Source organism: Aeromonas sp. QDB30 (assembly GCF_027707645.1).
Taxonomy (GTDB): domain Bacteria; phylum Pseudomonadota; class Gammaproteobacteria; order Enterobacterales; family Aeromonadaceae; genus Aeromonas; species Aeromonas caviae.
Genome location: NZ_JAPCIY010000001.1, coordinates 66966 through 81311, shown reverse-complemented (window position 1 = coordinate 81311; position 14346 = coordinate 66966). Strand labels below are relative to the sequence as shown.

Below are 14346 nucleotides of genomic sequence, written 5' to 3'. Positions count from 1 at the left end.
TCAGGCCTGTTGCTGGTCGGCCAGCCAGTTGGCGATCGTGACGAACTGCTCGAGGGAGAGATTCTCCGGGCGCAGGTTGCCATCGATGCCAAGCTCGGTCAGCTGGGCGTCGGTGATGAAGTTGGAGAAGCTGTTGCGAATGGTCTTGCGACGCTGGCCGAAGCCTTCGGTGCAGACCCGGTTCAGGCAACGAATGTCTTTGGCGACGATGGTCGGGTTCTTGTGCGGGATCAGACGCACCACGGCGGAATCCACCTTCGGCGCCGGCTTGAAGGCGCCCGGGCCCACTTCCAGCACCGGCACTACCTGACAGTAGTACTGGGTCATCACGCTCAGACGGCCATAGGCCTTGCTGCCCGGGCCGGCGGCCAGACGCAGCACCACTTCCTTTTGCAGCATGAAGTGCATGTCCTCCACCCGGTCGGCAAATTCGCACAGGTGGAAGATGAGGGGGGTGGAGATGTTGTAGGGCAGGTTGCCGAAGATGCGCAGCGGCCCCTTGCCTTCCCCCATCAGGGTGCTGAAGTCAAAGCGCATGGCATCGGCTTCGATGACGGTCAGCTTCTCTTTCAGGGTGGGGTGTTCGCGCAGACGTGCGGCAAGATCCCGGTCCAGCTCGACCACGGTCATCTTGTCCATCTGGGCGGCGACCGGCTCGGTGAGCGCGGCCAGACCCGGGCCTATCTCCACCAGATTCTGACCCGGTTGCGGGTTGATGGCGGCCACTATCTGGTCGATCACATACCGGTCGTGCAAGAAGTTTTGACCGAAACGCTTACGGGCCGTGTGGCCCATGTGCACCTTACTGCTCATATCTTTTTTTCTCTACCATCTGGATGGCGTGGTTGATCGCGGTGGTGAGGCTGCCGGGGTCTGCCAGGTTCTTGCCTGCCAGATCCAGCGCGGTGCCGTGGTCCACCGAGGTACGGATGAAGGGAAGTCCGAGGGTGATGTTGACCGAGTTGCCAAAGCCCTTGTACTTGAGCACGGGCAGCCCCTGATCGTGGTACATGGCGAGTACCGCATCCGCATCCTTGAGGTATTTGTCCTGGAACAGGGTATCGGCCGGCAGCGGGCCGACCAGATCGATCCCTTCCTGGCGCAGGGCGACCAGGGCGGGTTCGATGACATCGATCTCTTCACGGCCCAGATGACCCCCTTCCCCGGCATGGGGATTGAGGCCGCAGACATAGATCCGGGGGTGTTCGATGCCGAACTTGCGCTTGAGATCCGCATCCAGGATGCGGATCACCTTGCCAAGGCGATCCTCGGTGATGGCCTTGGCCACATAGGCAAGGGGAATATGGGTGGTCGCGAGGGCCACTCTCAGCCCTTCGGTGGCCAGCAGCATCACCACATCGGCGGTGTCGGACTGCTGGGCGAAGAACTCGGTGTGACCGCTGAACGAGACGCCCGCCTGGTTGATGATCCCCTTGTGCACCGGCCCGGTCACCACGGCGGCAAATTCGCCGCTCAGGTTGCCGTCGCAGGCGCGCTGCAAGGTGGCCAGCACATAGGCGCCGTTGCCCTCATCCAGCTTGCCTGGCACCACGGGGGCGCCGAGCGGCACGGGGCAGACGGTCAGAGTCCCCGCCCGCTGCGGACGGGTGGGGGCGCTTTCGTCATAGGGTTCAAGCTCGACGGGCAGCCCCAGCAGGGCGGCCCGTTCGCGCAACAGGGCGGGATCGGCGATCACAACCAGCTGATGGGGCCAGGCCCGCTGGGCAATCTGCAGGACCAGATCCGGGCCTATGCCAGCCGGTTCACCCGGGGTGATGGCAAGCCGGTGGCAGCTCAGCTGTGCCTCGGCGTGCCCTGGATGCGCCTTGTTCATCTGCTTGTCGCCCATCAATTGGGTTCGATCTGGATGTAGGCTTCGTCGCGCAGCTCATCCAGCCAGGCCTGGGACTCTTCGGCGAAGCGGCGGTTGAAGATGAGCTGGTAGGCGCGTTGCTCCTGGGCCTTGCCGGTGGCGTCCTGGCTGCGGCGATCCTCGAGCTGTACGATGTGCCAGCCGTGGCTGGTGCGGAAGGGTTCGCTGATCTGGCCCGGTTGCAGGCGCCCCAGCATGTCGCGGAATTCCGGCACATAGACGTTGGGATCAGACCAGCCCAGCTCGCCACCCTGCACCGCAGAGCCCGGATCCTCGGAGTATTTCTCTGCCATGCTGGCAAAGCTGGCCTTGCCGCTCTTGATGTCGTGCAGGATGCCGTCCAGGGTGCCCTTGGCCTTCTCCTCGCTCAGGATGATGGAGGGCTTGATCAGGATGTGGCGCGCCTTCACCTCGGTCTGCATGACCTGTTGCTGACCCTTGGTGTCGAAGATCTTGATGATGTGCAGACCGGCGCCGGAGCGCAGCGGGCCGACGATGTCACCCTTGCCTGCCCCTTGCACGGCTTCCGCCATCAGGGTGGGCATCTCCTGCGGGCTCAACCAGCCCCAGTCACCCCCTTCCAGCGCCTTGGGACCGTTACTCTCGGCAATAGCCAGCTTGCGGAAGTCGGCCCCCTCTTTCAGGGACGCCAGAATGCGCTCGATCTTGGCCTTGGCAGCGTTGAGCTGCTCGGCATTCGGGTTGTCCGGCAGCGCAACCTGGATATGGCCGATATGATATGACGTCTGCTGCTGGCCCTGTTTGCTCAGGGCCTCGACCACCTGCTTGACCTCCTGATCGGAGATGTTGATGCGACGGCGGACCTGGCTGCGGCGCACCTCGTTCATCAGGATCTCGCGGCGCACCTCCTCACGGTACTGGGCGTAGGTCAGGCCTTCCCGCTCCAGTTGGGCGCGCAGTTGCTCCAGGTTCATCTTGTTGTCGGCGGCAATGCTCTGGATGGCCTGTTCCAGCTGGGTGTCACTGATCTTGAGCCCCTGGCGCTCCGCCAGTTGCAGTTGCAGGCTCTCCTGGATCAGCCGATCCAGCGCCTGCTTGCGCAGGGTGACGTCATCGGGCAGGGACTGGCCGCTCTCCTGGGCGGAGGCCTTGACCTTTTGCACCAGGGCCTCCTGCTGACTGGCCAGCACCACATCCTTGTTGACCACGGCAAGCACCTTGTCCATCAGCTCGGGGGCGGCGAGGGCACCCTGGCTCATGACTCCGAACAGGCCTGCGGTCAGCAGGGAAATCAACGTCTTCTTCATATCCATCTCTCAAGGCGTTTGCCAGACCGGTTACTGGTCTCGCAGGTTAAACGGACGAATGTAAGGCAGTGCTTCGGTGTCCAGGGAAGTGCCCTTGGAGCCGGTACCCACGCTACCCAATCCTTTCATTTCAAATTGAATGCCGAAACTGCGCTCGGCAGTGGATGTATTGTTCACGTTATCTGGCGTGTTGACCCATTCCAGGTTGAAGTTGATGCTCCAGCAGCAGGAGTCGTATTTCAGGCCCACTTTGCGGTCCACTTTGACGTTCTGGTTGAGCTCCTGATAGTAGCCGCCATAAAGGTGCCAGCGATCGTCCAGCGGGGTGGTCAGCAGCAGGCCGATCTGGTTGAGATCCGTCACCTGGCCCTTGTGGTCGAGGTCGTAGTTGGCATCCCGCACGAAGCGGTGGTTCAACTGGCTGATCAACTTCTCGTGACGGTATTCCAGGGCGCTGTTGGCAGAGCTTATCTGGCGCTGTTCCATATCATATTGTGCCCCCGCATGGGCATACCACTGCTCGTTGATCTTGGCGTCACCCTCGAACGACAGCGGGGAGCGGGTATTGGTACTCAGCTCATCGCTGCTGTAAAGCTTGACCCTGGGCGCCACGAAGTCGAAGGCTTGGGCAACGGCCAACCGGATTCGTTCATCCCCGGCCGGATCATAAATGCGGGTGGTGACCCCCAAGGAGAGCCGGTTGGAGTCGCTGATGCGGTCCAGACCGGCGAAGCGGCGATCGCTGAAGAGGCTGTAGTAGTCCTGGCGCATGGTGGTGGAGTCATAGACACCAATGTTGTCCTGATCCTTGTAGGGCACATAGAGGTACTGGAATTCAGGCTCCAGGGTCTGGTTGGCGCCCTCGCCAAACCACTGCTGATCCCGCTCGAAGGTCATGCCGCCCTTGAGACGGAACGAGGGCAGTACCCGGGTGATGGTCCCCTCTTCCAGGGTGACGTCGCCGCCCTCTCTCGGGGTGAAACGATTGGTGAAGGTGCTGCTCATCTGGTCAGGCACCGTCTGGTCGTAACGGGTGTACATCAGCTTGTACTGGCTGTCGAGGAAGTAACCCGCCTCGTCAACGAGAGGGATGGTCAGGGTGGGGGCCGTGTAGACCCGGGTGCCGGTGTAGGCTTCACCCTTGTTCTGCTCGATGGCCTGATCGTTGTTGTAGCCGAAGTTGGTCAGTTCGGTATTCCAGGCCAGATCGTACCAGCTGCCCTGCTGGTAGTAGTTGTGGTTGATGCGCGGCATCAGCTCGTGGGGCTGCTGGGCGCTGGCCAGCAGGATCTGGTAGGTCCGTACCTCGGCATCGAGGTTCCAGTTCTGCTGGTAGTAACCCGCCTTCAGGGATTGCTGCAACTGGTTGTCGACCTGGGTCCCCACCTTGGGGGTGAAGTCGTTGAAGTAGTTGTAGTCCTGGTCCCGTACCTTGGTGTAGTCCACCGACACCCGCATGGCGTTGTCCATGAACATGGAGGTGTGGCGGGCACTGAGCAGGTAACGGTGACCATCAGAGAGATGCTGATTGAGGCTGGCCGTCTCGTCGTACTGCTTGTCGTCCGCCAAGTTCTCGAAGTAAAGGCTCCCCACGTGGGCCGGGTCCGGCATGTAGCGGAACTCGACCTGTTCCATCAGGCCCCGTCTGTCCATGAAGCGGGAGGTGATGGTGGCATCGTAGTTGGGGGCGATGTTCCAGTAGAACGGCTGGGTGATGTCCATGCCGTTCTTGGAGCTTTGGGTATAGCCCGGGTAGAGCAGACCGGTCTTGCGCTCATCCTTGATGGGGAAGTTGATATAGGGGAAGTAGAAGACCGGATAGTCATAGAGCCAGAGGCTGGCGTTCCAGGCCTCCCCGAATACCTCGGACTGATCGATGTCGATGCTGCCGGCCTTCAGGGTCCAGGCCTCCTGGCCCGGTGGGCAGGTGGTGTACTGGGCCCCTTCCAGAGTGATGTTCTGGTTGTTGTTGGTCATGGTCAGCTTTTCGGCGAAGCCGCGCACCGGTGAGCCATGGACCTGATACTTGCCCTCTTCCAGCTCGGAGTTCTTGGTGTCCAGGTTGGATTTCAGGGTCTTGTCGCTGGTGACCGTGATCTGGCCATCGTTGTAATAGATGTTGCCGATGGCGATGACATCCCGGCTCTTCTGGTCGAGCTGGGCATAGTCGGAGTCGAACTTGCGCACGCCCTGGCGCACCTTGACGTCACCCTCGTAGACGGCGGTACCGCCCTGCTTGGCCTCCAGGCGATCGGCATCCACCTCGACGGGCTGGGCATTGGCGTCCTGGCCCGCACTGGGCTTCTCTATCTTGGGGACATAGTCATAGCAGAGGCTGTCGAGGATCCCGGTAGCGGGTGGCGCATTGAGTGGCGCTGCCTGGGCCATGAGCGGGCTCAGGGCAGGAACAAGGCTGATGGTCAGGGCGATGGGACAGGAGTATCCCAGTGTCCATTTTGTCATGTGAAAGGCTCGCGCAATCCGTAGTAAAAACGGTGGATTCAGGGCATGCATTTTATGTCAGGATCCATCGAGTTGACATTGCATGTCATTGCTTTATGTTAGCCGGCAATGATAAAGCATTATTGCGGCCAGGGCTAACAGCCAAGTGCTGCTTTCCAATTTGGTTCCCGACTCATGCACGATCGCGCTTCCCTGCTTTTGCAATGGGCTCGCCGGATTTCCGGTGACGCCAACCTCTCGTTGACGCTTATTTCCGGTGACGCCAGTTTCCGCCGCTACTTCCGGGGCGGCGGTCTGGTGTGGGTGGATGCTAATCCGAAAACTGAAAAAAATCATGAATTCGTTCGCAATGCGGCCGCCCTGCACGATGCGGGGCTGCTGGCCCCCGAGGTAAAGGGGGTCGACTACGAGCAGGGATTGCTGGCGGTGACGGACCTGGGGGATACCCAGCTTATCGGCTGCCTGGACGAAGCGAGCGTACTGGCTTGGTATGGCAAGGCCATCGCCCTGCTGCCAAGGCTCGGCGCCGTGGCGCTCGAGCTCGAGCCCTTCGATGAGGCCTTCATGGCCCGCGAAAATGCCATCTTCCCCGAGTGGTTGCTGGGACATCACTTGCAACTGGCCCTGAGTGATGAAGAGCAGCAGTTGCTGGCGGAGACCTTCGCCTGCCTCACGGCGAGCAACCTGGCCCAGCCACAAGGAGTGATGCACCGGGACTTCCACAGCCGCAACCTGATGGTGTGTGGCGGGACGAACCCGAAGGAGAGCGACCTCGCCCTTATCGACTTCCAGGACATGGTCATCGGGCCGCTGAGCTATGACCTGGTCTCGCTGCTGAAAGATTGCTACGTGCGCTGGCCGGACGTGGTGATCGAGCAGGGCATGCGACTTGGCTTCGACACCCTGCAAGGGGCCGGTCTGCTCGGCAATCTGGACTATGCCGCGTTTCGTCGCGCAGCCGATCTCACCGGCATGCAGCGCCACCTCAAGGCGGCGGGGATCTTCACCCGCCTCTATCACCGCGATGGCAAGGCCGGCTACCTCAAGGACATTCCCCGTACCCTGGGCTACGTCGTTGATGTCTGTCGCAGCCATGGCGCCGCCTATCCGGTGCTGGCCCGCTTCGGCCAGTGGCTGGAGCAGGTGGTGCTGCCCGGATTGGCGCGCACCGGGGTGACACCATGAAGGCGATGATCCTGGCCGCCGGGCGCGGCGAGCGGATGCGTCCGCTCACCGATCTGCTGCCCAAGCCGCTGCTGGCGGCGGGGGGCAAGCCGCTCATCGTGCACCATATCGAAAAACTCAAGGCAGCCGGCGTGACCACACTTGTCATCAACCACGCCTGGCTCGGACACAAGCTGGTGGCGGCCCTCGGCGATGGCAGTGCACTCGGGGTCTCCATCCACTGGTCGGCCGAAGAGAGCGCGCTCGAGACCGCCGGCGGCATCGTGCAGGCGCTGCCCCTGCTGGGCTGCGAACCCTTTCTGGTGATCAACGGCGATACCTGGCTCGACCTGGATTATCGTGCTCTGGTGAACCAGCCGCTTGGGGACGATCTCGCCCACCTCTGGCTGGTGCCCAACCCTCCTCAGCATCCGCAAGGGGACTTCTCCCTGCAAGCGGGTCGGGTGCTGGACACCCCGGCACTCACCTTCAGCGGCGTCGGCCTCTATCAGCCCGCCGCCTTTGCCGGCTTGCCCTGCGGGGCGCGCAAGCTGGCCCCCCTGCTGCGCGACTGGATGGCGCTGGGACGGGTGGGTGGCAGCCTGCTGGCAGGCGAGTGGCGCGACATCGGCACAGTGGATCGGCTGCGCGAGCTGGACGAGCAACTGCTCGCCAGCACCCATTAACATCACGAGGTCTTGAACCATGCGTATTTGGGGCAAGGTGCTTGGCACCTTCTTCGGTTTTCTGCTCGGCAACATCTTCGGCGCCCTGCTGGGCCTGTGGATCGGCCATCGCTTCGATCGGGGCATGGGGATCCGTGGGGCCTTCCAGCGGGCACCCAGCCAGCAGCAACAGGCCGTCTTTTTCCATGCCACCTTCGCCGTCATGGGCCACATCGCCAAGGCGAGCGGCCAGGTCACCGAGCACGAAATACGGGTCGCGTCCAACCTGATGGACAGGATGCGGCTGGCCGGAGAGCAGCGGGTACGGGCTCAGGAGTCGTTCCGCCTTGGCAAGGAGGCGGACTTCCCCCTGCGCGAGACCCTGGCGGAGTTTCGCCAGGCGAGCCTGGGGCAGCGCGACATCCTGCGCTTCTTCCTCGAGGTCCAGCTGCAGGCCGCCTTCGCCGACGGTCAGGTAGAGGCGAACGAGCGGGCCATCCTGCAAACCATCGCCGACGAGCTGGGGTTCAGTCGCATCGAGCTGGCCCGCATTCTGGCCATGGCCGAGGCCCAGATGAACTTCTTCCACCGTCAGCAACAGCAGGGCGGTGGCCAGGGGCAGCAATACCGCCAGGAGCCCCCCTCCCGGGATCGCCTCAAGGATGCCTATCAGTTGCTTGGGGTGAACGAGAGCGACAGCGATCAGGAGATCAAGCGTGCCTATCGCAAGGAGATGAGCAAGCATCACCCTGACAAGCTGGCCGCCAAGGGATTACCCCCCGAGATGATGGAGATGGCCAAGGAGAAGACCCAGGAGATCCAGCAGGCCTGGGAGTGGATCCGTGAGGCCCGCGGTATTCGCTGAGCCCTGAGCCCGCCATAAAAAAATGCCCGTCGATGACGGGCATTTTTGTTTTCAGAGTCTGGTTTTTCTTTTCATGGAAGAAAAATCAGTGGGCATCGACCCAGACAAACTTGAGGACGAAGAGCAGGGCCACCACCAGCACGCAGGGGTTGATCTCGCGCCAGCGGCCGGTGCCCGCCTTCATCACGCAGTAGGAGATGAAGCCCACGGCGATCCCCTCGGTGATGGAGAAGCTGAACGGCATCATCACCGCAGTCATGAAGGCCGGTACCGCTTCGGTCAGATCTTCCCACTTCACCCGGGTCAGCTCGGAGCACATCAGCACTCCCACATAGATAAGGGCGCCAGCGGCGGCGTAGGCCGGCACCATGGCGGCGACCGGAGAGAAGAAGATCGCCAGCAGGAACAGGATGCCGACCACGATGGCGGTCAGACCGGTACGGCCGCCGACGGCAACGCCGGAGCTGCTCTCGATGAAGGCGGTGACCGAGGAGGTGCCCATAAAGGCGCCGCCGACCGAGCTCACGCTATCGACCAGCAGTGCCTGCTTCATGCGCGGGAAGTGCCCCTTGTCATCAGCCAGCTTGGCGCGGTTGGTGACGCCAATCAGGGTGCCGGAGGAGTCGAACAGGTTGACCAGCATAAAGGAGAAGATGATCCCGGCGAGGCTGATGTCGAGCGAGCCCATCAGATCCAGCTGGCCGAACACCGGCTCGATGCTGGGCGGCATGGAGACGAAACCCTTGAAGGTGACATCGCCAAACAGCCAGCCCAGCGCCGTGGTGACCACGATGGCGATCAGCACGGCGGAGTGGACGCCGCGGGCGGAGAAGATGCAGATCAGGAAGAAGCCGAGCAGACCCAGCAGGCAGGGCAGGGAGGTGAGGTTGCCCACGGTCACCATGGTGGCGGGGCTCGCGACCACGATGCCGGCATTGTGCAGGCCGAGCAGGGCGATCAGCAGACCGATACCGGCGGTGATGCCGACCCGCAGGGTGAGCGGAATGTTGCCGATAAGCCAATAACGCACCCGCAGCAGGGTCAGGATCAGCAGGCCCAGCGCACCCCAGAAGATGGTGCCCATGCCGACCTGCCAGGAGTAGCCCATGCCAGCCACCACCACGAAGGCGAAGAAGGCGTTGAGGCCCATGGCGGGAGCCAGGGCGATGGGCAAGTTCGCCAGCAGACCCATCAGGATGCTGCCGACACCGGCGATGAGGCAGGTGGTAACGAACACGGCCTGGGTATCCATGCCGGCCGCAGAGAGGATCTGCGGGTTGACGAAGACGATGTAGACCATGGTCAGGAAGGTGGTGATGCCGGCGATCACCTCGGTGCGGGCCGTGGTGCCATGACCGCGCAGGGCAAACAGGCGCTCGAGCAATCCCTGCCCGGCAGCCGGGCTGGCGGTCTGCCCGGTAGCGTGATGTGGTTGATTCATGTTGGATTCCAATGGGTGACGTGAAATAGGCAGCAGGGGGCCCGGCCCATCCATGCGGGGCGGCGGACCCTGATTCTGGCGGTGAAGTGACCAGACTCGTCCTGATACCGTGACAGCGCGCACATTTTCACACAGGCGGCCAGGTTTACAAACCCCGGATGTGCGAGGCGGATCAATGAATAGAGTAAAAATTCAAACGTTTTCTCCCGGAGGCAGGAGAAAGGGGACCAATAGAGCCCCGTTTCCACATCGGGATCAACGGTTTTTCTGGTAGCGTTCGATAAGCTGGCTCAGCACGGCATCGCTCTGCTCCAGCAAGGGATCGAGGGCCAACCCCATGTGTTGCAGCAGCAGGGTGGCCTGGGTTTCGCTCAAGGGGCGGCCATCAAGGAAGTAGGCCTGCTCGGCCAGTTGCTTGTCATGGCGGGGCAGCAGCACCCAGTGCACCCGTCGGGGTTCGATGGCGGCGAGGATCCGGTTGGCGGCCGCGCAGAAGGTATCGATGTGCTGCTTGCCATCCGGCCCCAGGCAGCCGGGTTCGAGCCGGATCTGGATGGTGAGTCTGGTGGTGGAGGCTTGGGTCATGGGTCGCTATCGCTGGGGAATAGGTGGAGATTGTAAGTCAGAAGAGGCAAAAAAGGGGAGCTCCGGCTCCCCTTGTGATGTCATACCTGGCGGCGCGGCTGTTGCCTCGCCTTACTTGGCAATGCGCTTGTACTTGGCGCGGCGCGGCTGGATAGCCTCGGCACCGTAGGTCTTCTTCTTCCACTCTTCGTATTCGGTGAAGTTGCCTTCAAAGAATGCGATCTTGCCCTCGTCCTGGTAGTCCAGGATGTGGGTGGCGATGCGGTCGAGGAACCAGCGGTCGTGGGAGATGACCATGGCGCAACCCGGGAACTCCAGCAGGGCGTTCTCGAGGGCGCGCAGGGTTTCGATGTCCAGATCGTTGGTCGGTTCATCCAGCAGCAGCACGTTGCCGCCGGTCTGCAGCAGCTTGGCCAGGTGCAGACGGCCACGTTCACCACCGGAGAGCTCGCCGACCCGCTTCTGCTGGTCGGAACCCTTGAAGTTGAAGCGGCCGATGTAGGCGCGGCTCGGGAACTCGTAGTTGCCGATGCGCAGGATGTCCTGGCCGTCGGCGACTTCCTCGAACACCGTCTTCTTGTCGTTCATGCTGTCGCGGAACTGATCCACGGAGGCCAGCACCACGGTGTCACCCAGGGTGATGGAACCGGAATCCGGTTGTTCCTGACCCGACATCATGCGGAACAGGGTCGATTTACCGGCACCGTTCGGACCGATGATGCCGACGATGGCACCCTTCGGAATGGAGAAGGAGAGATCGTCGATCAGCTGGCGGTCGCCATAGGACTTGCAGAGGTTGGCCACCTCCACCACCTTGTCGCCCAGGCGCGGTCCGGGCGGAATGAACAGCTCGTTGGTCTCGTTGCGCTTCTGGTAGTCGTTGGTGTTGAGCTCTTCGAAGCGAGCCATACGAGCCTTGGATTTGGCCTGACGGCCTTTCGGGTTCTGACGAACCCACTCCAGTTCCTTCTCGATGGACTTGCGACGGGCGGCTTCGGAACTCGCTTCCTGGGCCAGACGGGCATCTTTTTGCTCCAGCCAGGAGGAGTAGTTGCCCTCCCAGGGGATGCCCTCGCCGCGGTCCAGCTCCAGGATCCAGCCCGCCACGTTGTCGAGGAAGTAGCGGTCGTGGGTGATGGCCACGACGGTGCCTTCGTAGTCGTGCAGGAAGCGCTCCAGCCAGGCCACGGATTCCGCATCCAGGTGGTTGGTCGGTTCGTCCAGCAGCAGCATGTCCGGCTTTTCCAGCAGCAGGCGGCACAGGGCCACGCGGCGGCGCTCACCACCGGAGAGGTGCTTGATCTGGGCATCCCAGGCCGGCAGGCGCAGGGCATCGGCCGCGCGCTCCAGCTGGTTTTCCATGTTGTGACCGCCCTGGGCGGCGATGATGGCTTCCAGCTCGCCCTGTTCGCGGGCCAGCTTGTCAAAATCCGCATCCGGGTCGGCATAGGCTGCATAGACCTCGTCGAGGCGCGCCATGGCGCGTTTGACGTCGCCGACCGCCTCTTCGACCGCTTCGCGTACGGTCTGCTCCGGATCCAGCTTCGGCTCCTGGGGCAGGTAGCCGATCTTGATGCCGGGCTGCGGACGGGCTTCCCCTTCGATCTCGGTGTCGATACCCGCCATGATGCGCAGCAGGGTCGATTTCCCGGCGCCGTTCAGACCCAGCACGCCTATTTTGGCCCCCGGGAAGAAGGAGAGGGAGATGTTCTTGAGAATATGACGCTTGGGCGGCACGACCTTGCCAACCCTGTTCATGGTGTAAATAAATTGAGCCATTGGCTAATTCTCTTCCTTTCAGCAGTTTAATGTCTTGGCATTAACAAACTGATGTCGTGGTGGGGCCGGGTCGACGGGCCGTCAACCCGGTTCCAAAAAACCCGTCGATTGTAAACCAATGGGGAGGGGGCGGCAAAGCCGGGGAGCGGGGAGCCAGGGGGCTGGCGAGCGGCCGAGAGGCGGCAGCGAACAGGAGCGTGCCGGGCCCTGTCTTAAGATTTCCTTAAGCCTGGCCCGATAGGATTCGTGCGGATGAGACGGCCGTCGGGTGGCGCTCAGCGTGGCAGCCGGCGCTCCTTGGCCGGATCCTGCCCCGAGTAGTAGAGCACCCGCTGCACGTACTCCTGGGTCTCCCGATAGGGGGGCACGCCGCCGTGGCGCAGGACGGCCTGCTCCCCGGCGTTGTAGGCGGCGCTGATCCTGACCCAGTCGGGGCCAAACTGCTTCTCCAGCCACTTCAGGTAGATCATGGCGCCACGGATGTTCTGCCGGGCGTCGAACGGCCGGGTCACGCCGAAACGGGCCTGGGTTTCGGGGATGAGCTGCATGACCCCCTGCGCCTGCTTGGGGGAGACGGCGGCGCTGTTCAGATTGGACTCGGCGATGGCGATGGCCAGCGCCAGCTGGGGGTTGACTCTGTGACGTTTGGCCGCCTGGCGGATCATGCTGGCCAGCTGCTGCTTGCTCGTGGATTGGCGGGCCAGGTAGCTGTCCTGATCGAAGGGGGTGCTGGGCCGCACCCAGGGCGCGCCGCCTCCGCTGCCACCGACGCCACAGGTGCCGAGGGGGGCGTTGCCGACCCGCTCGTTGTAGTAGCGGGCGGCCTGCTGATTGCCGAGGCGCATGGCCATGGCGAGGTAGGCGTTCGCGTGGCGCGCGTTGCGTATCCCCTGGGGGCCGCGAGCCAGCAGGCGACCGATGCGGTAGTAGGCTTCCGGGTTGCCCAGGCTGGCGGCGGTGCAGTAGTGGGCGATGGCCTGCCTCGGGTTGCCGCGCTCCATGGCGGCGCCCTGGCGCAGGGCGCTCATCGCCTTGGGGGCCTGGCGAAATGCATCGGCATGGGCCGATGCCGTGGTCAACAGCAGGAGCAGCCCCCAGCCCCAGGCGCAGAGTCTCTGCATGATGGTTACCTCGTTGGCTTGTCCGGAAGATATAGGTTCTCCACGGGGTGGCTGCCAGCCAGACGATGGAACATGTGGTTATGTGTCAGGTCATCAGAGACGAAAACGGTATGGAACTTTTAGGCGGGAGAAGATTCTGCTGGTGGTGACGACCTGAGGTGCGGGCAGGGCCGCGCTGTTGTGCTGCCCCTCTTAGTTGATGCGATTGTTAGTTGTCGGGTGATAGACTGCGATCATCATGATGTAATACCTTGTATTTGTGCAGGTTCTGGCGCTCAGTCCACCTTCTTCATGATGTGCGCAACAGGATCCCTTGGATTATTTTCATTGTCGGGAAGCTCATATGGGTGATTCAGTCGATGTGTCAGTCGTAGTACCAGCCAAGGATGAACGGGACAATCTGGCTCCCCTCATCAGTGAAATCGACGCCGCTCTGGGGGGCGGATACGAGTACGAATTGATCTACGTGGATGATGGCAGCGAGGATGACAGCTATGCCCTGCTGTGCGAGCTGAAGTCCCGCTTCACCAGGCTGCGGGTGGTGCGCCACGCCAGGGCCGTCGGCCAGAGCATGGCGGTGCTGAGCGGGGTGCGCCAGGGGCGCGGCGACTGGCTGGTGGTGCTGGACGGAGACGGCCAGAACGATCCGGCGGACATTCCCGCCATGCTGGAGGAGGCCACGCGCCGTTTCGCGGCGGACAAGAGCCAGGTCGGGCTCATCGGCCATCGTGTCACTCGCCGGGATGACTGGGTGAAACGCCTCTCGTCCAGGCTGGCGAACGGTTTTCGCGATCTGCTGCTGCGGGACGGCATCCCGGATACCGGCTGCGGCCTCAAGGTGGTGCGCCGCGACTGGTATCTGCGCCTGCCCGGCTTCAACCACATGCACCGCTACATCCCGGCCCTGATCCAGGCCCAGGGGGGCCGCATGTCCCCCTGGCCGGTCAACCACAGGCCGCGGCAGGCGGGCGTTTCCAAGTACGGCGTCTGGAACCGGCTCTGGGTCGGGCTGGTGGACGTGGTCGGCGTCTGGTGGTTGCAGCGCCGCTCCAAGGTGGTCGAGATCCGGGAGATGCTGGAGTGATGGACACCCTGCTTTCGTTGTCATCGGTCCGGCTGGTC

At 62.6% G+C, this 14346-nt stretch carries 12 protein-coding genes; 4 read left to right on the top strand and 8 right to left on the bottom strand.

Translation table 11 applies throughout. The annotated features are described in order from the left end of the window. Genes rsmA through lptD form a run of 4 tightly spaced genes read right to left on the bottom strand, consistent with a single transcriptional unit; the run spans position 1 to position 5604 of the window. Entirely contained in the window at positions 1-813 is an 813-nt protein-coding gene (gene rsmA / locus PG896_RS00355) for a 16S rRNA (adenine(1518)-N(6)/adenine(1519)-N(6))-dimethyltransferase RsmA (protein WP_010673207.1), read from the bottom strand. Continuing rightward, on the bottom strand, positions 803-1798 hold the full coding sequence (gene pdxA, locus PG896_RS00350; RefSeq protein ID WP_270835296.1) for a 4-hydroxythreonine-4-phosphate dehydrogenase PdxA: 996 nt from the start codon (positions 1796-1798) through the stop codon (positions 803-805). The genes rsmA and pdxA overlap by 11 nt, the downstream gene beginning before the upstream one ends. Positions 1799-1848: 50 nt before the next feature. Beyond that, entirely contained in the window at positions 1849-3141 is a 1293-nt protein-coding gene (surA, locus tag PG896_RS00345) for a peptidylprolyl isomerase SurA (RefSeq protein ID WP_010673209.1), read from the bottom strand. A 30-nt stretch (positions 3142-3171) separates the two neighbouring features. Next, positions 3172-5604 carry an LPS assembly protein LptD gene (gene lptD, locus PG896_RS00340; protein ID WP_270835288.1) on the bottom strand — a complete coding sequence of 811 codons (2433 nt, stop codon included), beginning with the start codon at positions 5602-5604 and terminating at the stop codon, positions 3172-3174. A gap of 174 nt (positions 5605-5778) precedes the next feature. On the opposite strand from lptD, the gene PG896_RS00335 reads away from it, so the two are divergent. The 3 genes from PG896_RS00335 to djlA are packed head-to-tail and all read left to right on the top strand — an operon-like array spanning position 5779 to position 8298. Further along, positions 5779-6789, top strand: a complete 1011-nt coding sequence (locus PG896_RS00335; protein WP_113978123.1) for an aminoglycoside phosphotransferase family protein — start codon at positions 5779-5781, stop codon at positions 6787-6789. Next, positions 6786-7454: an N-acetylmuramate alpha-1-phosphate uridylyltransferase MurU gene (gene murU / locus PG896_RS00330; protein WP_113978122.1), complete on the top strand. Its 669-nt coding sequence runs from the start codon at positions 6786-6788 to the stop codon at positions 7452-7454. The genes PG896_RS00335 and murU overlap by 4 nt, the downstream gene beginning before the upstream one ends. Before the next feature lie 19 nt (positions 7455-7473). Further along, positions 7474-8298: a co-chaperone DjlA gene (djlA, locus tag PG896_RS00325; protein WP_102948878.1), complete on the top strand. Its 825-nt coding sequence runs from the start codon at positions 7474-7476 to the stop codon at positions 8296-8298. Positions 8299-8383: 85 nt separating this feature from the next. Here the strand turns inward: djlA and PG896_RS00320 are convergent, their stop codons facing one another. The 4 genes from PG896_RS00320 to PG896_RS00305 form a co-directional block, all read right to left on the bottom strand. Next, the gene (locus tag PG896_RS00320; RefSeq protein WP_270835287.1) at positions 8384-9739 is read right to left on the bottom strand and encodes an NCS2 family permease; all 1356 of its coding nucleotides are present in this window, start codon (positions 9737-9739) and stop codon (positions 8384-8386) included. Positions 9740-9994: 255 nt separating this feature from the next. Continuing rightward, complete coding sequence (locus PG896_RS00315) at positions 9995-10324, bottom strand: hypothetical protein (RefSeq protein WP_270835286.1); 330 nt, start codon at positions 10322-10324, stop codon at positions 9995-9997. Between the two features lie 111 nt (positions 10325-10435). Beyond that, a complete protein-coding gene (gene ettA / locus PG896_RS00310) occupies positions 10436-12103 on the bottom strand; it encodes an energy-dependent translational throttle protein EttA (protein WP_201955916.1) in 1668 nt (555 codons plus the stop codon). Between the two features lie 275 nt (positions 12104-12378). After that, positions 12379-13224 carry a lytic transglycosylase domain-containing protein gene (locus tag PG896_RS00305; protein ID WP_042075010.1) on the bottom strand — a complete coding sequence of 282 codons (846 nt, stop codon included), beginning with the start codon at positions 13222-13224 and terminating at the stop codon, positions 12379-12381. Between the two features lie 343 nt (positions 13225-13567). On the opposite strand from PG896_RS00305, the gene PG896_RS00300 reads away from it, so the two are divergent. Beyond that, positions 13568-14308: a glycosyltransferase gene (locus PG896_RS00300; protein WP_125117506.1), complete on the top strand. Its 741-nt coding sequence runs from the start codon at positions 13568-13570 to the stop codon at positions 14306-14308. Positions 14309-14346: the final 38 nt, after the last annotated feature.